This is a genomic window from Bradyrhizobium sp. AUGA SZCCT0160 (assembly GCF_018130105.1).
Lineage (GTDB): Bacteria > Pseudomonadota > Alphaproteobacteria > Rhizobiales > Xanthobacteraceae > Bradyrhizobium.
This window is the reverse complement of record NZ_JAFCMD010000005.1, coordinates 190,704-212,427: the sequence shown is the minus strand read 5'-3', so window position 1 is coordinate 212,427 and position 21,724 is coordinate 190,704. Positions and strand designations below refer to the sequence as shown.

The window sequence follows — 21,724 nt, the reverse complement described above, 5'->3', positions numbered from 1 at the left end:
ACGCGTTGCCACGCCACACTCAACTGTCGTCACCCGCGCAGGCGGGTGATCCAGTACGCCGCGGCTTCTCGGTTCGATCATTGACGCCTCTGGAATACTGGTTCGCCCGGTCAAGCCGGGCGATGACAGTTGGGGTGTGGCGATCATTGCCGGAGGCCCCCGCAAATCACAAACACGTCCCGCTGCCGGCCATGTCGCCGCAGGGGACGCGCTTGGAAAGCTGCTGCGCTTTTTTCTTCGCATTGGCCTGCGCGTTGGTTTCGAACACGCTCCGCGGCACGAGCTCGGTGGCACGGCGATAATCGGCGGCGGCTTTTTCGGAATCGTTCTGCGCCTCGTAAACCTGCGCCCGCGCAACGTAGCTCTCGATGGTTTCGCGGCGTTCGACCGCCTCGTTGAGGTCCTTCAGGGCCTTCGGATAGTCGCGCAGCGCCGAGAAGACGCTGCCGCGCAGCGTCAGCGCCGACGCATCCGAAGGCCGCGCCTTGAGGACGAGATCAAGGTCCGCCAGCGCGCTGCGCGTCTCGCCCTTGCCGAGATAGGCGCGGGCGCGAAGCGTGCGCGCCATGCTGTCATCCGCCGCCTTTCCCACCACGGTATCGAGGGCGACGATCGCGCGATCGAACTGGCCCGAATTGACCAGGGCAAGTCCGCGGCCGAAGACGGCGGTCTGGTTGGAAGGATTTCGCTCGAGCACGGCGTTGATATCGGCCAGCCCTTCGGCCGAGTTGCCCTTCATGAGCAGCACCACGCCGCGGGCGGCCTTGGCCAGATCGTACACCCGCGCCAGGGCCAGCGCCTGGTCGAAATCGGTCAAGGCCTTGTCGAGCTGATTGAGCGACATCTGGGTGATGCCGCGCTCATAGAAGGCGGGGCTCATCCTGGGGTCGATCGCGATCGCGCGATCGAAATCGGCAAGCGCAGCCGGGGCTTTCCCCAACTGCCGTTGCACGACGCCGCGGCTGTAATGGGCTTGCGCGCTGTTGGGGTTGATCTTCAGCGCTGCTTCGACGTCGACCAGACCCTGGTCGGGCTGTCGCATGGCAGCCGACGTCACCCCGCGCAGCGCCAGCGCCGTCGCGTCATTCGGCCGGAGCTTGATCAGTTCATCGAGGTCGGCGCGGGCCTCGGCGAGTTGTCCGAGCCTGGTGCGCGCGCTGGAGCGGAGCTGCAGCGCGGCCTCATCGCGCGGATCGGCTGTCAGCACCTGGTTCAGGAGCCCGACCGCATCGGCGTACTTGGCCTGGACGATGAGCTGCCGCGCCCGGTCGAGCAACGGCTTGCCGGCAGCATTGCCTGATGGCGCGGCTTGCGGCAGTGGAGCGATCTGGCCGGCCATCTCGGATGTCGACGGCGATGCCGGCAGCGCCTTCGGCTTGTCGTTGCCCTTGTCGCCGCCTTGAGCCTTCGCCAGTTCCGTCTGCATCGCGAGCGTCGACTGGCGCAGTTGCTTGGCCGCTGCACTGTCGGGCGCCACCGCCAGGACCGCGTCGAGATCGGCCAGCGCGCGGGTGTAATCGCCCTTGGAACTGTAGAGCTGGGCGCGCGCGTAATAGGGCGCCATGTCGTTTTTCGGGCCCTGCGCGATGGCGCGCGAAAAATCCTCGATGGCGCGATCGATATCGCCCTTGCGGCGGAAGGTCTGCCCGCGCCAGTAGAACGCCGCCGGCACATTGACGTTGATCGCAATGGCGGCGTTCAGGTCGCTGAGCGCCTTGTCGAGCTGACCACTCTCGGAATAGGCGCGGCCGCGGCTGACATAGGCCGGCGCGAAATCCTGACGCGCGGCGATGGCCGCGTCGAAATCGCCGATCGCTTCCGGCCAATTCCGCTGCTGCGAACGAAGATTGCCGCGCGACAGCAGCGCGAGCGCATTCGTCGGTTCGATCTCCAGCGCGCGATCGAAATCGGCCTTCGCCAGATCCAGTTTGTTGCTCCGCTGATAAGCGATGCCCCGTTGCAGCAGCGCCTGAACCGAATTGGAATCCAGCGTCAGCGCCGCTTCGGCATCCGCCAGGGCCAGATCGATCTTCGCCGAATTGAGATAGAGCCGCGACCGGCCGAGATAGGCCTTGATGCGGTCGTCCGTCGGGCGCGCCGTATCATTGATGATGGAAGCACACGCCGCTTCCACTTTCGCCGGCGGCCCGCTGTTGCAATCCGCCAGATCATCCGCAACTGCCGGGGCCAGTGGCTGGCACAGCGCGGCGGCCGCGATGGCCGCGATGGCCGCGAGAAACCAGATGCGGGAAGCGACTTGCATTTGTTTGGGAGGAACCAGAGCCGACCTCCGTGCCGCAATACCGGCCAATGGGCGAACAAAATATCGAGATGGAGGTGGAAAGGCAATTCAGCGTTGCAGTCTATCCGAGCACACAATTGTCATGAATGGCCTCCGCTGGGTCTTCCGTCATTGCGAGTGAAGCGAAGCAATCCATCGGGCGGCATAACGGATAGATGGATTGCTTCGCTACGCTCGCAATGACGCGGATATAGCGTCACGTTCCCGCGGCGCGATGCGCCCGAGTTGTACCTTTAGTTTCACGCCCTGGAAAACAGAGGGCGCGGGGAATGCCGGATGCGCGCTGCACCCGTGGTCTCGTGTGCGAATAGTGCAAAAAAGCTGCACACGAGCATACAGGGCAGCGGAGAGCATCCGACATTCCCTGCGCAGTGGCTTTACGACTTATGACGCGCTCTCCCCGGTGAGACGGCCTCTATTGCCACCGTCACCCCTCGGAAGCGTTAGCTTCTTCGGAGCTTGACGCCGTTACGGGCGCCAGGACCACACGCTTTCGCCGTACGCCTTTGCCGCGACCGTCAATCGCAACATCAGCGTCCACCGCACCCCGCCCCTCGTTGTGACGATGGCCAACGCCCCTCAGAGTGGGACGGGATGCGGCGGATGTAACCGGTGATTTGGGGGTGGCGTCAAGAGGTATTTCCGAAAATCGGAATGCAGTATCGGCAGCAGCGCGTAGGATGGGTGGAGCCAACGGGTCGCGCGAATGCGCGCCCGATGACAGGCTCCGCGATACCCATCAATCGCTTCGGATGCTGAAAGACGATGGATTTCGCTGCGCTCTACCCATCCTACGCACCCCAAAGACGTGGATGCCCGGGTCAAGCCCGGGCATGACGAGGTGAGAGGTCGTGCCCTCTCGCAGTCCGCCTAAACCGGCAGCCCGTTCTTCTGCGCCAACTCCTTCAGCGACAGCTGCGGCCTCGCCCCAATGTGCTGGATCACTTCGGCCGCGGCCAGCGCGCCGAGGCGGCCGGAATTTTCGTGGCCGGCGTTGCGGACGAGGCCGAACAGGAAACCGGCGGCGAACAGATCGCCGGCGCCTGTCGTGTCGACGAGTTTCGTGATCGGGAAGGCCGGCACCGCGACGACGCCGTCCCTGGACGCCACGACGCAGCCCTTCTCGCTGCGGGTGACGATGCCGAGTTTGGTGTCGGCGCGCAGCTGTTTTAGCGCGGCATCGAAATCCGAAGTTTCGTACAGGGATTGCAGTTCGGCCTCGTTGGCGAACACCAGGTCGACGGTGCCCTTGCGCATCAGGTCGAGAAATTCGTCGCGGTAACGGCCGACGCAGAACGAATCCGACAGGGTCAGCGCGACCTGACGGCCGGCGCCATGGGCGATGGTCGCCGCCTTGACGAAGGCTTCCTTGGCGTTTTTGGGATCCCAGAGATAGCCTTCGAGATAGATGATGCTGGAGGCCGCAATCTGCGCCGCGTCGATATCGTCGGGCATCAATTCCTGCGCCGCACCGAGATAGGTGTTCATGGTGCGCTCGCCGTCCGGCGTCACCAGGATGTAGGAGCAGCCGGTGGCGGGGCCGCCGCTTGCCGCTTTGGTTTCGAACGCGACGCCGGCGGCGCGGATGTCATGGGTGTAGAGGCCGCCGATCTGATCGTCGCGCACCTTGCCGACATAGGCGGCGCGCGCGCCGAGATTGGCGATGCCGACGATGGTGTTGGCGGCGGAGCCTCCGGACATTTCGGTGGCCGGGCCCATATCGGCGTAGATCGCCGTGGCACGCGCCTCGTCGATCAGCGCCATGCCGCCCTTGGTCATGCCATGGCGGCCGAGAAAGGCCTCGTCGGTCTGCGCCAGCACGTCAAAAATCGCATTGCCGATCCCGAGAACGTCATATTTTGCGTCGGCCATCTCACCGTCCTGTTGAAGCCATCATGAAGGGCGGGGCCTATCACGGCCGGCGCAGGGCGTGAACCCATAAATGGCGTGAATTGATTCGGATTGGCGGCCGATGTCCGCTTTGCACCAAAAATGGGCTGCATTCGCCGGGAAATCAGGCCGCCAACGAAGCGCGCTATCGCAGCGGCATGACAAAGGTGAAGCGGGTTTCCTCAGCCGTCGACGTCACGTTGAGCGACCCCTCATGCGCCTTTGCGATCTGCGACGCGATGTGCAGGCCGAGGCCAAGGCCCTGCCGGCTGGCGCGAACCTCGCCGCGGAAGAACGGCTCAAACAGCTTCTCCATTGCGGCCTCGGGTATCGGCTCGCCGCCGTTGGCGACCGACAATTTGAACAGCCCGTCCTCCGTCACCGCGCGGACGCGCACCGGCTCGTTGGTCGCGCCGTGGCTGAGCGCGTTGCCGACCAGATTGGAAACCAGCTGTCCAATCCGGATTCGATCGCAATTGACGGGAGCCTCGATGGCATAGACGGCTTCGATCTGGCGCCCCGGCGACGACAGCCGCAATTCGTCGATCACCTGATGCAGCATCTGTTCCACGGGTGCGTTGGCATTGCGGGCCAGGACAATGCCGCCGCCGAGCCGCCCTCGCGCAAAATCGAGCACGTTGTCGATCAGCCCGGCCATCCGCATCACGGTGGTCTCCAGCATCGCCAGGATCTGGTGCTGCTTTTCCGTGGTCGCGTCCCGTCCCAGAATGCGCGCGCCGGCGCTGATCGATGCCAGCGGGTTGCGCAGGTCATGCCCCAGCACCGCGATGAACTGCTCGCGCAATTCGGAATTCTCACGCTCGCGCGCAAGGCCCGTGGCGGCCATGTCGCGCGCTTCCAGAAGCCCCCGCTCATATAGTCTTCGATCGACGGCCTTGATCAGGGCAATGCGCGTGAACAGGGTCTTTCCGCCGGCATCCCGGCCATCGGTGGCGCTCGCAATCATCTGCAGATGCTCGCCGCTTGCTGTCACCATGTCGATGGCGAAGCCGTCGAAGAAGCCCTGCATCCTGAGCAGCGGCGCGATGTGGGTTTCGTAGTAGATGCGGCCCGCGATGTTGAGGAAGCCGGAGAGCGGCTTGCCGATCATTTGATCTGATGTGTGGCCCGTCCAGCCAAGCAGCGTCCGGTTCACACGCGCGATACGGCCGTTGGTCAGCAGCGTGACATAGCCGCAAGGGGCATTGTCGAACATGTCCTCGAAATCATCGATGCGGGGACTGTCCACCGCGCCACTCAGACGAACGTCTTCATGGCGGCGATCACTTCATCGGGAGCGCTCAAATTGGGGCAATGCCCGGTAGCCTCCAATATGATGAATTCGCTGCCCGGAATGCCGCGGTGAACAAACTCTCCAACCTCCTTTGCGGCGATGATGTCCTCGCTGCATTGTAATATCAGCGTTGGAATATCGACCTTGGCCAGGTCGGCGCGATTGTCCGATTTGAAGGTGACGCGGGCGAACGCCTTGGCGATTTCGGGATCGGTTCGGCAAAAGCCGTTGGTCAGTTCTTCGCCGAGTTCAGGGCGATCCGGATTGCCCATGATTGCCGGCGCCATCTGCGCCGACCATCCCATGTGGTTGGAATCGAGAAACTGCAGCAGTTCCTCGATCTGCTGTTCGCTGAATCCGCCGACGTAATCGCCATCGTCGATGTACCGGGCCGACGGCCCGACCATGACAAGCTTGCCGAACATGCCGGGCGCCTTCTGGACCGCCAGCGCGCCGATCATGCTGCTGACGGAATGCCCGACAAAAACAGCGTCCTTCAGGCCGAGTTCGCGGCCGATCTCGACGACGTCATCGGCATAACCGGCCAGCGTCGAATATTTCGATTTGTCGTAGGCCTTGAGGTCGGAGCCGCCGGCGCCGACGTGATCGAACAGCACGGTCTTGAAATCCTCGGCGAAGGCCGGCTCCACGAACCGCCACATGTTCTGGTCGCAGCCAAAGCCGTGGGCGAAGACCATCGCCTTCTCACCCGTCCCGCGGACGCGGACGTTATTTCGTGCGGCGACGCTCATATCCTGTACCGGTCTGAGCCATTTCGCCGCGAGGCTATCACCATTGCTTCCGCACGCGCCACTCGCTCCGTCGGCACAGCAAGCCCGTGAGTTGGTGCCGGATTGCATGGAACCCAAGACATGTGTGCAGTCGGCCACCGGTGTCCGGATCGCCCATCAGGTCAAACGCAAGGTCACCACAACTTCCGATCGGCCGGCAGGTATTCGCCTTGAAGCGCCGAGCTGACTCGATGCCGCACCGGCGCCATCGCCGCCGGTTGTCTCACCCAGCCCTGACTTGCACATGCACACCCCATTTGATCCAGTACGGCGAGCGCATCGGACCAGCGCAGGGAGCAATGAGTGGCCGCGCAGTTCAACATCGATGCCTATAGCGACGCGCTCGTCCTGCTGGGGACGGCCGGCATTGTCGTTCCCATGGTGCGCCGCTTTGGGTTTAGCCCCGTGCTCGGCTTTCTGGCCGCGGGCGCGCTGCTCGGCCCGCTCGGACTGGGCTCGCTGATCCACGCGTTCCCGTTCTTGTACTGGCTTACCGTCGTGGATGCCAAGAACGTGGCCGGGATCGCCGAACTCGGCGTCGTCTTCCTGCTGTTTCTCATTGGCCTCGAGCTGTCCTACGAACGCCTGAAGGCGCTGCGCCGCCTGGTGTTCGGCCTCGGCAGCCTGCAGTTCATCCTGACGACGGCCGTGATCGCCGGCATCGCGGCCCTGTTCGGCAACCCCTCCGCCGTATCGATCATCCTCGGCGCCTGCCTTGCGTTATCCTCGACCGCGATCGTCATCGAGGTGCTTTCCAACCAGGGCCGGCTTGGCACCACGGCAGGCCGAACCAGCTTCGCCATTCTGCTGGCGCAGGATCTGGCGGTCATTCCGGTCCTGGTCTTCATCTCCATCCTGGGCAAAGGCTCGGGCAGTTCGGTCGTGACCAGCCTCGCGCTCGCGCTGGTCAATGCCACCGTCGCCGTTGTCGCGATGGTCATCCTCGGACGTCTGTTGCTGCGGCCGCTGTTTCGGCTGGTCGCCGCCACCGGCGCCAGCGAATTGTTTGTCGCCGCCACCCTGTTCGTCATTATCGGCACCGGCGTCGCCGCCGCCATGGCGGGCCTTTCCATGGCGCTGGGCGCCTTCATCGCCGGGTTGCTGCTCGCCGAGACGGAATTCCGCAAGGCCATCGAAACAACCATCGGCCCTTTCAAGGGACTGCTGCTCGGCTTCTTTTTCTTTACCGTCGGCATGAACATCGACGTGCGCGAAATCGCACGCGAACCATTCTGGCTTGTTGCCTCCGTCATCGGCCTGATCGCCATCAAGGCCGTCCTGCTCACCGGCCTCGCCCGGACCTTTCGACTGCCCTGGCATGCGGCGATCGAAACCGGTCTGCTGCTGGGCCCCGGCGGCGAGTTCGCGTTCGTCGGCATCGGCCTTGCCACCTCGCTCGGCCTGATCAGCGCCAATGTGTCGAGCTTCACGCTCGCGGTGACATCGATCACGATGGCGCTGATTCCGGTGCTGGCCCTGGTCGCACGGCGGCTGGCGCCGAAGTTTCGCGAGCCCAAGGCGCTGGATCCCGAGCTCAGCGTTGCCCCGAGTGGAGGCGCCGGACACGCCATCGTCATCGGGCACGGCCGGGTCGGTGAGGTCGTCTGCTCCCTGCTCGGCCGGCACAGCTGTACCTATCTCGCCGTCGACAACGACGCCGATGCGGTCCCGGCCCAGCGCAGGAGTGGGCGCGAGGTCTATTACGGCGACGCGACAGACCCGGAATTTCTCAAGAGCTGCGGCGTGATGAAGGCAAAGGCCGTCATCGTAACGGTGGCCGCCAAGGACGCGATCGACGAAATCGTTCGTCAGGTACGCGCGCTGAGGGCGGATATCGTCATCGTCTCGCGCGCCCGCGATGCCGACCATGCACGCCACCTTTACGCGATCGGCGTTACCGACGCCGTGCCCGAAACCATCGAAGCCAGCCTGCAGCTGTCGGAAGCGGCGCTGATCGGACTGGAGCAGGCGATCGGACCGGTGATCGCCTCCATCCACGAGAAGCGCGATGAATTCCGGCGCGAGCTGCAGCAGGCGGCGGCAAAGAGCCCTGCCGAAACCACCCGTGCGATCCGCCCGAAAAGCTTTCGATCGCCCAGGACAAGGCAAGACCATCGCGGGCAAGCGCAGCCTGATTGAGGGCAGGCGGTAGCGCCAGCACGCCCAACCGCTGCTATAGAGACGCGATGATCCGCTCCTTCCTCACGGTATCGACGGGAACGCTGGCCTCGCGCCTGCTCGGATTCGCGCGCGATTCGCTGGTCGCAGCGCTGCTCGGCGCCGGCGCTGTCGCGGATGCGTTCCTGGCAGCCTTTCAACTGGTCAATGTGATCAGGCGCCTGCTTTCCGAAGGCGGGCTGAACGCGGCGCTGGTGCCGGCGTGGCTGCGCGTGCGCGAGACCAGTGGCGCGGTCGCCGCCGCCGCTTATGCGGGCCGCGTGCTCGGCACCGTCACGGCGGCGCTCTTCGTCGCCACCCTGCTGCTCGGATTGCTGATGCCATGCGTGATCATGGCGCTGGCGCCGGGATTTTCCGGCCATCAGACGCTGCAGCTTGCCGTCGACAATGCCCGCCTGATGCTGCCCTACCTCGCCTTTGCTGGGCCGGTGACGGTGATGATGGCGCTATTGAACGCGCAAGGCCGTTTTGCGCTCACCGCGTTCTCGCCGCTGCTATTCAATATCGCGTTGATCGCGGTCATGGCCGTGCTGCTGGCATCGCGGCCGGGCGCGGTGCTCGCCGCACAGATCCTCGCCGCCACCGTCGGTGTCGCCGGCCTGCTGCAATTGTCCATTCTGGTGCTGCGGCGTGGGGGAAACATCGCAACGCCGCTGCGGGTCTCGTTCGATGCGGAAATCCGCGGCTTTCTCGGCAAGGCGATCCCCGGCATGATCGCGAGCAGCACGCCGCAATTACTGATGGTCGCTGGCGCGATCGTCGCCTCGTCATCACCCTCGGCGGTGTCGTGGCTCTATTTCGCCAACCGCCTGGTCGAGCTGCCGCTCGGCATCGTTGGCGTCGCCATGGGCACGGTGCTGATTCCGGAAATGACGCGCGCCTTGCGCGGCAAGGATCAGGCCGCGGTCGCGCATGCGCAATCGCGCGGCCTCGAACTTGCGGTCGGACTGGCGCTGCCGGCGATGCTGGGGCTGATCGTGCTGAGCGAGCCTGTCGTGCGCATGCTGTTCGAACACGGCGCCTTCACCGCGGATGACACCGCCGCGACGGCGCGCGCGCTGATGTGGCTGGCGCTTGGGCTGCCCGCCAATGTGCTGGTGAAAGCACTGTCGCCGGCGTTCTTTGCGCGCGAGGACACGCTGACGCCGCTGCTCGCGACGCTTGCGGGCATCGTCCTTGCGATCGCGCTTTCCGTGCTGCTCGGCCATTGGTTCGGCGCCAGCGGCATCGCCGCCAGTCTCGCGATCGGGGCATGGAGCACGGCCTTCGGCCTGACCCGCCGGGGCGGCGAAACGTTCGGGTTTTCGATCGACGCCGCCGCGCGGCGGCGGCTGCCCGGCATTCTTGCGGCCGCGCTGGCGATGGGCGCGGCCCTGTGGCTGGCGGCACGGTTTACGCCGGCGCTTGCGCCTGGTGCCCACGGCCTGGTGCAGGCGATCATCCTGCTCATGCTGATTGGCGCCGGGATTGCGGTTTACGGCCTGTTTCTGCGGCTTTTCGGCATCACCGGATGGCGCGAGACGGTTAACGCGATCCGGCAAACCAAGCCCGCCGACTTGCGCGACTAAGCCTTAAATGGCAAACGAGCGCGCCAAACCGACAATTCGCAGGAAGCATTACCATGGCCATGGTTGAACGGGTTTTTTCAGGCGTCCAGCCGACGGGCAATCTGCATCTCGGCAATTACCTCGGCGCGTTCGTCAACTTCGTGAAGCTGCAGGAAACGCATAACTGCATCTATTGCGTCGTCGACATGCACGCGATCACGCAAGGGGTCGACGTCTGGGGCGGCCCGGCCGAACTGACGCGCTGTACCCGCGAGGTGACCGCGGCCTTTATCGCCAGCGGCATCGATCCGAAAAAGCATATCGTATTCAACCAGAGCCAGGTCACCGGTCATGCCGAGCTGGCGTGGATCTTCAATTGCGTGGCGCGGATGGGCTGGCTCAACCGCATGACGCAGTTCAAGGACAAGGCCGGCAAGGATCGCGAGGCGGCCTCGGTCGGGCTTTACGATTATCCGGTGCTGATGGCCGCCGACATTCTGGTCTATCGCGCCACCCACGTGCCGGTCGGCGAGGACCAGAAGCAGCACCTCGAACTCTCCCGCGACATCGCGCAGAAGTTCAACAACGACTTCGGCGACTCGATCCGCGGCCATGGCTTTGGCGACGGATTGTTCTTTCCGCTGCCCGAGCCCGTGATCACCGGGCCCGCGACGCGGGTGATGAGCCTGCGCGACGGCACCAAGAAAATGTCGAAGTCGGACTCATCGGACAATTCGCGGATCAACCTGACCGACGACGCCGAGACCATCGCGGCGAAGATCCGCAAGGCCAAGACCGATCCGGAACCGTTGCCATCGGAGGAAAAGGGGCTGGAAGGCCGGCCGGAGGCCGACAATCTCGTCGGCATCTATGCGGGGCTGTCCGGCCTCAGCAAAGCCCAGGTGCTGGCCGAGTTCGGCGGCGGGCAGTTCTCCAACTTCAAGAACGCGCTGGTGGAACTTTGCGTCACCAAACTCGCGCCGATCGCCTCGGAAATGAAACGGCTGGTCGCCAACCCTGACCATGTCGATTCGATCCTGATCGACGGCGCCGAGCGCGCCGAGGCGATCGCCGCCGAAACCATGAAAGCCGCCAAGGACATCGTCGGCTTCATCCGCAAGCGGTAGTATCTGGCGTGATCACAGGATTTGCGACGGCGCTTGTCTGACACGGCTGCGCCGTGGCAGCATGCGTCGGTTTGGCGCAGCACCGGGACATGCATGACCACCCAGCGACGAAGCTACGAGACGGGTCACAAGCCAAAATGTCTTGTCATCGTTGACGACACCGCGGAGTGGGACCGCGCGGTCTACTATGCCAGCCGCTGGGCGATCCGGGTCGGCGGCGGCGTGGTGATGCTGCGCATCATCGAGATCGAGGACCAGAACCAGCAATGGCTGGGGGTCGCCGACATCATGCGCGCCGAAGCCGAGGATGCCGCCAATGAGGCGCTCGACCGCGCCTCCGGCCGGGCCAACGGCATTGCCGCGATCACGCCGGAGCGGGTGATTCGCGAGGGCAATCCGACCGAGCAGATCCTCGACGTGATCGACAAGGACGTCGATATCTCGATGCTGGTGCTGGCGGCCAATCCGGGCGCCGAAGGCCCCGGCCCGCTGATCGCCATGATCGCACAGGCCGCCGGCTCGTTCCCGATCCCGGTCACCATCGTTTCCGGAGACCTCAAGGACGCCGAAATCGACGCGCTTTCCTGAGCGAAATGAGGGAATTGCGCCAGGAAGGGCTGGTCTGCGCCCCTTGACCGTGCGCCGGCCGATGCCATCTGCTAGAGCGAGGCTCTAGCTTTTTGTTTTTGACGCGTTTTCTTCACGCGAACCGATACCCACTTCGCTCGAAAACGCTTTAGAGTAACCCCCACGCGCCGGCCTTGAACCGGCGACGCCGGAGAAATCAGATGTTTATCCAGACCGAAGCGACCCCTAACCCCGCCACCCTGAAATTCATTCCGGGCCGAACCGTGCTCGACACCGGCACGATGGAATTCGCCAACCGCGAAGCCGCCTCCCGCTCGCCGCTGGCCGAACGGCTGTTCGACGTGCAGGGCGTCAAGAGCGTGTTCTACGGTGCCGATTTCGTCACCGTGACCAAGGACGACAGCGACTGGCAGCATCTCAAGCCGGCCATCCTCGGCGCCATCATGGAACATTATATGTCCGGCGAGCCGCTGCTGGCCGACGGCACCGCCGGCAATGACGAGGCGCTCGACGAGGAAGACGAGTTCTTCAACGAGGCCGACGCCGACACGGTGGCGACCATCAAGGATTTGATCGAGACGCGGGTGCGCCCCGCGGTCGCCAATGACGGCGGCGACATTACGTTCCGCGGCTTCAAGGACGGCGTCGTCTATCTCAACATGAAGGGCTCCTGCGCCGGCTGCCCGTCCTCGACGGCAACCCTGCAGCACGGCATCCAGAACCTGCTCAAGCACTTCGTGCCCGACGTGGTCGAAGTCCGGCCGATGTGAGCTGGCTGCGTAGGGTGGGCAAAGCGCAAGCGTGCCCACCACTTCTGATCGCGGTAAAGTACCGGTTGCCAGCAGCAGGATAAGAGGTGGGCACGGCGCGAAGTGCGCCTTTGCCCACCCTACGAAGCTGCTATAAACCTCTTCATGTTAATCCTCGCCATCGATACCGCGCTTGATGCCTGCGCTGCGGCCGTGCTCGATACCGACACGACGAAGATCATCGCGCAGGAATCGCAGGCGATGAAGCGCGGCCACGCCGAAGCCCTGATGCCGCTGATCGCGCGGGTGATGAAAGCGTCCGGCATCGCGTTCACGTCACTCGACCGTGTCGCCGTAACCAAGGGGCCCGGCAGCTTTACCGGATTGCGTGTCGGCCTCTCGGCCGCCCGCGGCATTGCGCTGGCGGCCGGAAAGCCGGTGGTGGGATTGACGACGCTGACCGCTTACGCGGCGCCGTTCGTCGGCGAGAACAGCGAGCATCCGATCATTTCCGCGATCGATGCGCGCCACGATCATGTGTATTTCCAGGTGGTCAGCGGCGACGGCGGTTCACTGGTCAAGCCGAAAGTGGCGCCGATTTCAGAAGCACTCGAGGCCTCCCGCTTCGGCACGCCGCACCTGGTCGGCAACGCCGCGAAAATCCTCGCCGATCGCTGGCCATCAGATGCGCCGCCGCCGTTCAGGGTCGACGCGCAGCCGGCGCCCGATATCACCTGGGTGGCGTGGCTGGGCGCCGCGGTCAGCCCGGAAATGTCGCCGGCCAGTCCGTATTATCTGCGCGCGCCCGATGCCAAGCCGCCCAAGGACCCGCTGCCGCAAGCCTCGCAGCCGGCATCCTGATGGCCGTAACAATAGCCTTGCGATCCCTGTTTTCAAAATGGTGGCGCGGCGGCACCGCCGTGGTCGAACCGGCCAGCCAGCGCGACGCGGCACGGCTGGCGCAGCTGCACGGCGCCTCGTTTCACCGTGGCTGGGGTGAAGGCGAGTTCGAGGCGATGCTGACCGAACGCAACACGCTGGTTCATCGCCTCCGGCAAGGGCGCAAGGTGATCGGGTTTGCGGTCTCGCGCATGGCCGCGGACGAAGCCGAAATATTGTCGATCGCGATCGATGCCGGCGAGCGCGGCCGCGGCCTGTCGCGCAATTTGCTGCTGACCCATCTTGGCCATCTCGCCGGCCGCGGCGTGCGTTCCATCTTCCTGGAAGTGGAAGAAAACAATCAGCCGGCGCGGCGGCTGTATGAATGGGCCGGATTCGGCGTCGTTGGGCGCCGCGAACGCTATTATCAGCAGCCCGGCGGGGAGCAATTGAACGCACTTCTGATGCGGCGCGACTTGTCGTAAACTGCGCGGGGTGGCAAAACACCCTGCCCTGCTCTCTAAGGCAAGACCATATGCCCGTCCTGAAATCCCCGCCCGCGCACAAGAATACCGGTATCGAGGCACGCTGCGCCGCCACCGGCATGCGCATGACCGAGCAGCGCCGCGTCATCGCGCGGGTGCTGGCGGATTCGGTGGATCATCCCGACGTCGAGGAACTCTACCGGCGCTGCGTCGAGGTCGACGACAAGATCTCGATCTCAACCGTGTACCGCACCGTAAAGCTGTTCGAGGACGCCGGCATCATCGAGCGGCATGATTTTCGCGAGGGCCGGGCGCGCTATGAGCAGATGCCCGACAGCCATCACGATCACCTGATCAACCTGCGCGACGGCAAGGTGATCGAATTCACCTCCGAAGAAATCGAGAAGCTGCAGGCCGAGATCGCCCGCCAGCTCGGCTACAAACTGGTCGATCACCGGCTCGAACTGTATTGCGTGCCGCTGGACGAAGATAAGTCCTGAAGCACTTGCCTCCTCAGCTCATCATTTTCGATTGCGACGGCGTGCTGGTCGACAGCGAAGTCATTTCATGCCGCGCGCATGCGGAGACGCTGACGCGCCACGGCTATCCGATCACGGCGGATCAGGTGCTGCAGCGGTTCCTCGGCGTTTCCGACCGTGAAGCGCGGTTGACGATCGAGAACGAGACGGGCCGCCAACTGCCCGATGATTTCGAAGCGCAGGTCAAGACGGCCACGTTGAAATTCTATGAGGGCGATCTGCAGGCAATTCCGCATATCGGCGAAGCGATATCAGCGATCACGCTTTCCAAATGTGTGGCGTCGAGCGGAACGCCGGAAAAAATCCGCCACGGTCTCACCTGCGCCGGGCTCTACGATCTTCTGCTGCCGCATATTTTTTCCGCCACGCAGGTCAATCGCGGCAAGCCTGCGCCCGATCTGTTTCTGTTCGCTGCCGAACAGATGAATATCCGGCCGCCTCAATGCCTGGTCATCGAGGACAGCGTGGCGGGCGTCACCGGCGGCCGGGCCGCCGGGATGACCGTGCTCGGCTTTCACGGCGGCAGCCATTGCGGCACAGGTCACGCCGAATTGCTGCGTGACGCAGGCGCTGCGGTCACTTTCGGCGATATGCGGCAATTGCCCGATCTAATTGCCCGGATTGGGGTCGATTAGGGATGGTCATTCCGGGGCGCGCGAAGCACGAACCCGGAATCTCGAGATTCCGGGCTCAATGCTGTCGCATCGCCCCGGAATGACGGCTCTAAACCGCTGGATTTTCGGCCATTTAAGCTATATTTGACCCCAGACCGGGCGCCGCATGGGCGCCGACCAACCCCGCATTCAGGTTCCATGAAGCCGCCGCGCAAGCTGCACATCAAGTCGTATGGCTGCCAGATGAACGTCTACGATGCGCAGCGCATGGTGGACACGCTGGCTGGCGAAGGCTTTGTCGAGACCGACAGCGCCGAGGATGCGGATCTCGTCATCCTCAACACCTGCCATATCCGCGAGAAGGCTTCCGAAAAGGTCTACTCCGAACTCGGGCGCTTGCGTGTCGCCAAGGATGAAGCCGCGCGAAACGGCCGCGAGATGCGCATCGCGGTCGCCGGTTGCGTTGCGCAGGCCGAGGGCGAGGAGATCATCCGCCGCGCGCCGACCGTCGACGTCGTGGTCGGCCCGCAGAGCTATCATCACCTGCCGCAGCTGCTCGCCCGCGCCAAAAGCCATGGCCGCGCGCTGGAGACCGAATTCCCGGTCGAGGACAAGTTCGGCTTTCTGCCGCCGCCGAAGCCCGCGGCGATCCGCGCGCGCGGCATCTCGTCGTTCGTCACCGTGCAGGAAGGCTGCGACAAGTTCTGCACCTTCTGCGTGGTGCCTTACACGCGTGGTGCGGAAGTCTCCCGGCCAGTTGCAAAAATCATCGACGACGTGATGCGGCTCGCCGACAATGGCGTGCGCGAGATCACGCTGATCGGGCAGAACGTCAACGCCTATCACGGCGAAGGCCCGGACGGACGAGCCTGGCCGCTTGGGAGGCTGCTCACTCGTCTGGCCGAAATCCCCGGCATCGCGCGCCTGCGCTATTCGACCAGCCATCCCCGAGACGTCGATGATTCGCTTCTGGAAGCGCATCGCGACCTGTCCGAACTGATGCCGTTTGTGCATCTGCCGGTACAATCGGGCTCCGACCGCATTCTGGCTGCCATGAACCGGAAGCATACCGCCGATGATTACCGCCGCGTCATCGACCGATTTCGCGCCAGCCGCCAAGATATTGCATTTTCATCGGATTTTATCGTCGGCTTCCCCGGCGAAACCGAGGGAGAATTTGCCGCCACCCTCGCGCTTGTCACGCAAATCGGGTACGCTGGGGCTTATTCGTTCAAATATTCGCCGCGGCCCGGCACGCCGGCGGCGGACATGCGGGAGACGGTGTCAGCGGCAGAAATGGACGAGCGATTGGGGCGGCTTCAGGAATTGATCGACAGCCAGCAATCGGCCTTCAACAAGGCCATGATTGGCAAGACTGTCGATGTGCTGTTCGAACGCGCGGCCCGCAACCCCGGCCAGATCGTCGGCCGCACCGCCTATCTGCAGCCCGCGCATGTGATAGCATCACCGGATATCATCGGAAAAGTGCTGCCGGTCGCCATCGACAGCCTGGAGCGCTACAGCCTGCTCGGCGAACTCGCTGGCGCCTCCGCGCGTCCCACTTTATCGACGCTTTCACCCATGACCGATTCTTCTCAAGTAAACGCGGGAGCCTGAACCCTTGCCAAAAAGCGCATCGGATTCACCTTCGCTTGCTCCCAGCCGCAAATTTGATCGCGACATGCAAATACCGCCCGAAACCCAAGTCGTCATCGACTTCGACGACAACCGCGCCGCTTCCGCGCTGGTCGGCCCTTACGGGCAGAATCTCGCGCTGATCGAACGCCGGCTTGGCGTCGTCGTGGATTCGCGCGGCAATCACATCACCATCGCCGGGTCGCGCGACGGCTGCGACGCTGCACGGCGCGTCCTCGAGACGCTCTACGCCCAGGCGGTGCTGGGACAGGATCTGGCGCAGGGCGACGTCGAAGGCGCCATCCGCGCCGTGATCGCGCAGGGGTCGCTGTTTGAATTCGACCCCAAGGCCGCCAAGAACGCCTTCGAGACCATCAATCTGCGCAAGCGCCCGGTGCGGGCGCGCACCGCCGCGCAGGATTCCTACATCCGCGCGCTGAAACGCAGCGAGATGGTGTTCGGCGTCGGCCCGGCCGGCACCGGCAAGACCTGGCTTGCGGTGGCGCATGCCGCGCAATTGTTCGAGCGCAAGGAAGTCGATCGCATCATCCTGACGCGGCCCGCGGTCGAAGCCGGCGAACGGCTCGGCTTCCTGCCCGGCGACCTCCGCGAAAAAGTCGATCCCTATCTGCGGCCGATCTACGACGCGCTGTATGATCTGATGGATGCGCGCGTCGTCGAGCGCGCGCTGCAGGGCGGCGAAATCGAGATCGCGCCGCTCGCCTTTATGCGCGGCCGCACGCTGACCAACGCCGTCATCATCCTGGACGAGGCGCAGAACACCACCTCGATGCAGATGAAGATGTTCCTGACCCGGCTTGGCGAGAACAGCCGCATGATCATCACCGGCGACCCCTCGCAGGTCGACCTGCCGAATGGCCAGACCTCGGGACTTGCCGAGGCCGTCAAGCTGCTCGACGGCGTCGAGGGGATCGCGCAGGTGAAGTTCACCGCCGAAGACGTCATCCGCCATGAACTGGTGGCGCGGATCGTCGCCGCCTATGAGGGCTTGCCGCAAAAACCGGCGACCGGCAGATCCTGATGGCCAGACCTTTGGCTTTGGGCCCGCAGCAGGCGGGCCCGGGCCGCAACCTAAATGCTGGACTGCAAAACCCTGGAACGAAATTGTCTTCCGTCCACCCCGTAACCGAAGTCCTCGTGGTCGCCGATTGCTGGCAGACCGAGCCCGACGCCGAGGCGGTGATCCATCGCGCCATCAACGCCGCCGCTGAAATCGCCGATGCCGATGTCGGCGAAGCGGAACTGGCAGTCATGCTGACCGACGATTCCGGGATTCGAACCCTGAACAGCAATTGGCGCAGCATCGACAAGCCGACCAATGTGCTATCGTTTCCGGCGTTGCAGCCGACCGGTGCGGGAACGCCCGACGATGCACCGCGCATGCTCGGCGATATCGCCATCGCCTATGAGACGACGCGCAAAGAGGCCGACGACGAACAAAAACCGTTCGATCACCATCTCAGCCATCTTGCGGTGCACGGGTTCCTGCATCTGATCGGCTACGATCACGAAAAAGACGACGACGCCGAAGCCATGGAGAGTCTCGAGCAGGAGATCCTCGCGCAGCTCGGCATTCCGGATCCGTATGCGGATCGCGATCCCCATGCGGACCGGGAGCGGATGGACTGACATGCCGGACTCCGACCCTACCCACGACAATCCGCGCAACATGCCTAACCTTCCGGCCGTGGTGCAGGAAGGCGAGGTGCTGCGCCCGACAGCGGAGAACTGGCTGACGCGCGCGATCCGCACGCTGTTCGGCTGGAAGCCGGGATCGGTCCGCGCCGATCTGCAGGTCGTGCTCGATGCCTCGACGCCGGACGAGGTGGGCTTTTCCGCCATCGAGCGCACCATGCTGCGCAATATCCTCGGGCTGCACGAACGGCGCATCGCCGACGTGATGGTGCATCGCGCCGACATCGTCGCGGTCAAGCGCGACATCCCGCTCGGCGAATTGATGAGCCTGTTCGAAAGCGCGGCGCATTCACGCCTCGTCGTCTACAACGAAACCCTCGACGACCCCGAGGGCATCGTGCACATCCGCGACCTCCTGGCGTTCATGACCGCGAAGGCGCGCATCGGCGACACCACCAAGGCCAAGCGCAAGAAACCGTTCCCCGCGGGCCTCGATATGCGCGCGGTCGATCTGGCGCAGCCGCTGGCGGACGCCAACATCATCCGCAAGCTGCTCTTCGTGCCGCCGTCGATGCGGGCGATCGACCTTCTGGCGCAGATGCAGGCCTCGCGCATCCATCTGGCGCTGGTGGTCGACGAATATGGCGGCACCGACGGGCTGGTGTCGATCGAGGACATCGTCGAACAGATCGTCGGCGAAATCGACGACGAACATGACAGCGACGAGCCGCCGGCGATCGTGCGGCAGGCGGACAATTCATTCATCGCCGATGCCCGCGCCAGCCTCGAGGACGCCCGCTCGGTGATCAGCGAGGATTTCATCGCCGGCGAGGACGAAGAGGTCGCAACCCTTGGCGGCTATCTGGTGTCACAGGTCGGCCGCCTGCCGCTACGCGGCGAGATCATTTCAGGCCCCGGCAATTACGAAATCGAAGTGCTCGACGCCGATCCACGGCGGGTCAAGCGGCTGCGCATTGCCGTCCGCAAGGAACGGCCCGCCCCCCGCACGCAGCGCGAAAGCCGCCGCCGCGAAGCTGCGCCCGACCCCAATGCGCCGCAGGCCAATGACAACGCGCCGCCATCGTCCAGCGATGGAGCCGGCTCGCAGTGATTCCCGCCAGCAAACTTCGCACCGCCGGTCTTGCGATCATCCTGGCGTGGGGATGGAAGCGCGCGGCCCTTGCGCTGGTGGCCGGCGCATTGTCGGCGCTGGCGATGGCGCCGTTCAATGCATGGCCGGTGCTGTTCCTGACCTTTCCGGTCGCGGTCTGGCTGATCGACGGCGCCGGTGCGGGGCGATGGCGCGGCGTGCCGGCGGCCGCGATGTCGGGCTTCTGGTTCGGGCTCGGCTATTTCGTCGTCGGACTTTACTGGATCGGTTACGCCTTCCTGGTCGATGCGCCAACGTTCGCCTGGCTGATGCCGTTCGCGGTGCTGGGCCTGCCGGCCTATCTCGCGCTGTTCACCGCGGCAGCCTTTGCGCTGGCGCGCCTGCTCTGGACCCGCGACGCTTCGCGCCTGCTCGCGCTCGCGATCAGCCTGACGATAACGGAGTGGCTGCGCGGCCATCTGCTGTCGGGATTTCCCTGGAATTCGTTCGGCTACGCGCTGTCGGAGCCGCTGGCGCTGGCCCAGACGGCATCGCTGATCGGGCTGTGGGGGATGACGTTCCTCACGGTGGCGATCTTCGCAAGCCCGGCGGTCCTGATCGATGGCACCTCGCGGGGGCGAAAACCCTGGCTCGCGCCGGCGGCGGCGCTCGGCCTGCTCGCTGTCATGGCCGTGTTCGGCGCCATCAGGCTGTCGCTGCAGCCGACCGTGCTGACAAAGGTCAAGCTGCGCATCATGCAGCCCAATCTGCAGCAGGACGTCAAATTCAATTACGCCGCCAAGGCGGAGGTGATGCAGAAGTATCTGACACTGTCCGATCGGGCTTCGGGGCCCCAATCGACCGGCGTCAGCGACGCAAACATTTTGATCTGGCCGGAATCGGCGTTCCCGTTCTTTTTGACCCGCGAAGCCGATGCGATGGCGCAGATCGCCGACCTGCTGCCTAGGGGGACGGTGCTGATCACCGGCTCGGTGCGTGCGCCCGACCTCCCGCCGGGCGTGCGAGTGACGCGCGCCTACAACTCGATATATACGATCGACCATGACGGCAGCGTGCTGTCGGTCTACGACAAGCTGCATCTGGTGCCGTTCGGCGAATATCTGCCGTTCCAGAGCCTGATGGAAAAGCTCGGCTTCGTGCAGTTGACGAGGGTCCAGGGCGGGTTCATCCCGGGCACCCGCCGCCGCGCCATGGAAATACCGAACGCGCCGCGCGCGCTGCCCCTGATTTGCTATGAGGCGGTATTCCCCGGAGATATAACGACAGGGGACGAGCGCCCGGGCTGGATCATCAACGTCACCAATGACGGCTGGTTTGGAATTTCGACCGGTCCCTATCAGCATCTGCAGCAGGCGCGCCTGCGCGCCATCGAAGAAGGCCTGCCCGTTGTTCGTGCAGCCAACACCGGCATTTCAGCCGTGATCGATCCGTCGGGGCGCATTGTCGCACGGCTCGGCCTTGGTATTGAAGGCGTGCTGGACGCCAACCTGCCAACGGCTTTGTCGCCGACGATTTACGCGCGGCTTAGAGACATTCCAGCGGGCATGATGGTGGCTGTTGCGTTGCTGCTGGTCACCCGGCGCCGCTTTGCGAGGCGAAAAGCCTAAAGTTTTGCATACTGCCGGTGTTGCGGTCGCCCAAAAAACGCAACCTGCGCCAATCCACTAACTAGTTGACAGACCGACCGCGTAATTCGCATTCTGGGTTCCGCAACCAAAAACAAGAACCAGTCAGTTCATTGCTCAAATTGTCCGCAGTTCAACCCGATCCTCCGAGCAGGATTTGACGGTACCGGCGCCTGAGGCATACTCCGCTATGCCTCATTCCCCGGCGCAATCCCAGGAGTGTTGGAGATGTCCACCAAAGCGCCAGATCCTGTTGACAAATATGTCGGCAGCCGCGTTCGCATGCGACGCATCATGCTGGGCATGAGCCAGGAAAAACTCGGCGAGGCATTGGGCCTCACCTTCCAGCAGGTTCAGAAATACGAAAAGGGCACCAACCGGGTCGGCGCCAGCCGCCTGCAGCGGATCTCGGAAATCTTGCAGGTGCCGGTTTCGTTTTTGTTCGACGGCGGGCCGAGCGGTGCTGTCAATGCCGATGGCTTCAGCGAATCCGGTTCGCCCGCCTACGTTGCCGACTTTCTCGCCACTTCCGAAGGCCTGTCGCTGACGCGGGCGTTTACGCGCATCACCGACGCCAAAATGCGCCGCAGTATCGTCGAACTGGTCGAACAGATCGCCGCGCGCGAAGGCCCCGACCAGCGCTGATTCAGCTGCCATCACCGGATGTTCCGATTGACGCGCCCGCCGGCGCGAGCGCATGACATTGGCTGAAAT

General features: G+C 64.1%; 19 protein-coding genes. 15 read left to right on the top strand and 4 right to left on the bottom strand.

Annotated features, from left to right (window positions below):
• Positions 1 to 166 precede the first annotated feature (166 nt).
• From JQ558_RS10950 to JQ558_RS10935, 4 genes are all read right to left on the bottom strand, one after another.
• Positions 167 to 2,263: a tetratricopeptide repeat protein gene (locus tag JQ558_RS10950; RefSeq protein WP_212293627.1), complete on the bottom strand. Its 2,097-nt coding sequence runs from the start codon at positions 2,261 to 2,263 to the stop codon at positions 167 to 169.
• A gap of 909 nt (positions 2,264 to 3,172) precedes the next feature.
• The gene (locus JQ558_RS10945) at positions 3,173 to 4,174 is read right to left on the bottom strand and encodes an adenosine kinase (protein ID WP_212293626.1); all 1,002 of its coding nucleotides are present in this window, start codon (positions 4,172 to 4,174) and stop codon (positions 3,173 to 3,175) included.
• A gap of 163 nt (positions 4,175 to 4,337) precedes the next feature.
• Positions 4,338 to 5,408, bottom strand: coding sequence for a HAMP domain-containing sensor histidine kinase (locus JQ558_RS10940; RefSeq protein ID WP_212293725.1), 1,071 nt, complete (start codon positions 5,406 to 5,408; stop codon positions 4,338 to 4,340).
• Between the two features lie 41 nt (positions 5,409 to 5,449).
• Positions 5,450 to 6,238, bottom strand: coding sequence for an alpha/beta fold hydrolase (locus JQ558_RS10935; RefSeq protein WP_212293625.1), 789 nt, complete (start codon positions 6,236 to 6,238; stop codon positions 5,450 to 5,452).
• Positions 6,239 to 6,580: 342 nt separating this feature from the next.
• Here JQ558_RS10935 and JQ558_RS10930 point away from each other — a divergent pair, with 342 nt between their 5' ends.
• From JQ558_RS10930 to JQ558_RS10860, 15 genes are all read left to right on the top strand, one after another.
• Positions 6,581 to 8,416: a cation:proton antiporter gene (locus tag JQ558_RS10930; RefSeq protein WP_212209969.1), complete on the top strand. Its 1,836-nt coding sequence runs from the start codon at positions 6,581 to 6,583 to the stop codon at positions 8,414 to 8,416.
• Positions 8,417 to 8,463: 47 nt separating this feature from the next.
• Positions 8,464 to 10,023: a murein biosynthesis integral membrane protein MurJ gene (gene murJ, locus JQ558_RS10925; protein WP_212293624.1), complete on the top strand. Its 1,560-nt coding sequence runs from the start codon at positions 8,464 to 8,466 to the stop codon at positions 10,021 to 10,023.
• A 53-nt stretch (positions 10,024 to 10,076) separates the two neighbouring features.
• A complete protein-coding gene (gene trpS / locus JQ558_RS10920; RefSeq protein WP_212293623.1) occupies positions 10,077 to 11,129 on the top strand; it encodes a tryptophan--tRNA ligase in 1,053 nt (350 codons plus the stop codon).
• A gap of 93 nt (positions 11,130 to 11,222) precedes the next feature.
• The gene (locus JQ558_RS10915; protein WP_192736286.1) at positions 11,223 to 11,717 is read left to right on the top strand and encodes a universal stress protein; all 495 of its coding nucleotides are present in this window, start codon (positions 11,223 to 11,225) and stop codon (positions 11,715 to 11,717) included.
• A gap of 200 nt (positions 11,718 to 11,917) precedes the next feature.
• Positions 11,918 to 12,487 carry a NifU family protein gene (locus tag JQ558_RS10910; protein WP_212209975.1) on the top strand — a complete coding sequence of 190 codons (570 nt, stop codon included), beginning with the start codon at positions 11,918 to 11,920 and terminating at the stop codon, positions 12,485 to 12,487.
• Between the two features lie 144 nt (positions 12,488 to 12,631).
• Positions 12,632 to 13,327: a tRNA (adenosine(37)-N6)-threonylcarbamoyltransferase complex dimerization subunit type 1 TsaB gene (gene tsaB / locus JQ558_RS10905; protein ID WP_212293622.1), complete on the top strand. Its 696-nt coding sequence runs from the start codon at positions 12,632 to 12,634 to the stop codon at positions 13,325 to 13,327.
• Positions 13,327 to 13,830, top strand: a complete 504-nt coding sequence (gene rimI / locus JQ558_RS10900; RefSeq protein WP_212293621.1) for a ribosomal protein S18-alanine N-acetyltransferase — start codon at positions 13,327 to 13,329, stop codon at positions 13,828 to 13,830. Before tsaB ends, rimI begins: the two co-directional genes overlap by 1 nt.
• Positions 13,831 to 13,880: 50 nt before the next feature.
• A complete protein-coding gene (locus tag JQ558_RS10895) occupies positions 13,881 to 14,330 on the top strand; it encodes a Fur family transcriptional regulator (protein ID WP_212209981.1) in 450 nt (149 codons plus the stop codon).
• A 5-nt stretch (positions 14,331 to 14,335) separates the two neighbouring features.
• On the top strand, positions 14,336 to 15,004 hold the full coding sequence (locus tag JQ558_RS10890) for an HAD family hydrolase (protein WP_212293620.1): 669 nt from the start codon (positions 14,336 to 14,338) through the stop codon (positions 15,002 to 15,004).
• A 177-nt stretch (positions 15,005 to 15,181) separates the two neighbouring features.
• The gene (gene miaB, locus JQ558_RS10885; protein WP_249142426.1) at positions 15,182 to 16,600 is read left to right on the top strand and encodes a tRNA (N6-isopentenyl adenosine(37)-C2)-methylthiotransferase MiaB; all 1,419 of its coding nucleotides are present in this window, start codon (positions 15,182 to 15,184) and stop codon (positions 16,598 to 16,600) included.
• A 4-nt stretch (positions 16,601 to 16,604) separates the two neighbouring features.
• On the top strand, positions 16,605 to 17,660 hold the full coding sequence (locus tag JQ558_RS10880) for a PhoH family protein (protein WP_212209984.1): 1,056 nt from the start codon (positions 16,605 to 16,607) through the stop codon (positions 17,658 to 17,660).
• A gap of 83 nt (positions 17,661 to 17,743) precedes the next feature.
• Positions 17,744 to 18,268, top strand: a complete 525-nt coding sequence (gene ybeY, locus JQ558_RS10875) for an rRNA maturation RNase YbeY (RefSeq protein WP_249142425.1) — start codon at positions 17,744 to 17,746, stop codon at positions 18,266 to 18,268.
• 1 nt (position 18,269) lies between these two features.
• Positions 18,270 to 19,385 (top strand): hemolysin family protein, encoded by a 1,116-nt coding sequence (locus tag JQ558_RS10870; RefSeq protein WP_249119655.1) that lies wholly within the window; start codon positions 18,270 to 18,272, stop codon positions 19,383 to 19,385.
• The gene (lnt, locus tag JQ558_RS10865; protein WP_212293618.1) at positions 19,382 to 20,992 is read left to right on the top strand and encodes an apolipoprotein N-acyltransferase; all 1,611 of its coding nucleotides are present in this window, start codon (positions 19,382 to 19,384) and stop codon (positions 20,990 to 20,992) included. The genes JQ558_RS10870 and lnt overlap by 4 nt, the downstream gene beginning before the upstream one ends.
• Positions 20,993 to 21,238: 246 nt before the next feature.
• Positions 21,239 to 21,655: a helix-turn-helix domain-containing protein gene (locus JQ558_RS10860; RefSeq protein ID WP_212209992.1), complete on the top strand. Its 417-nt coding sequence runs from the start codon at positions 21,239 to 21,241 to the stop codon at positions 21,653 to 21,655.
• Positions 21,656 to 21,724: the final 69 nt, after the last annotated feature.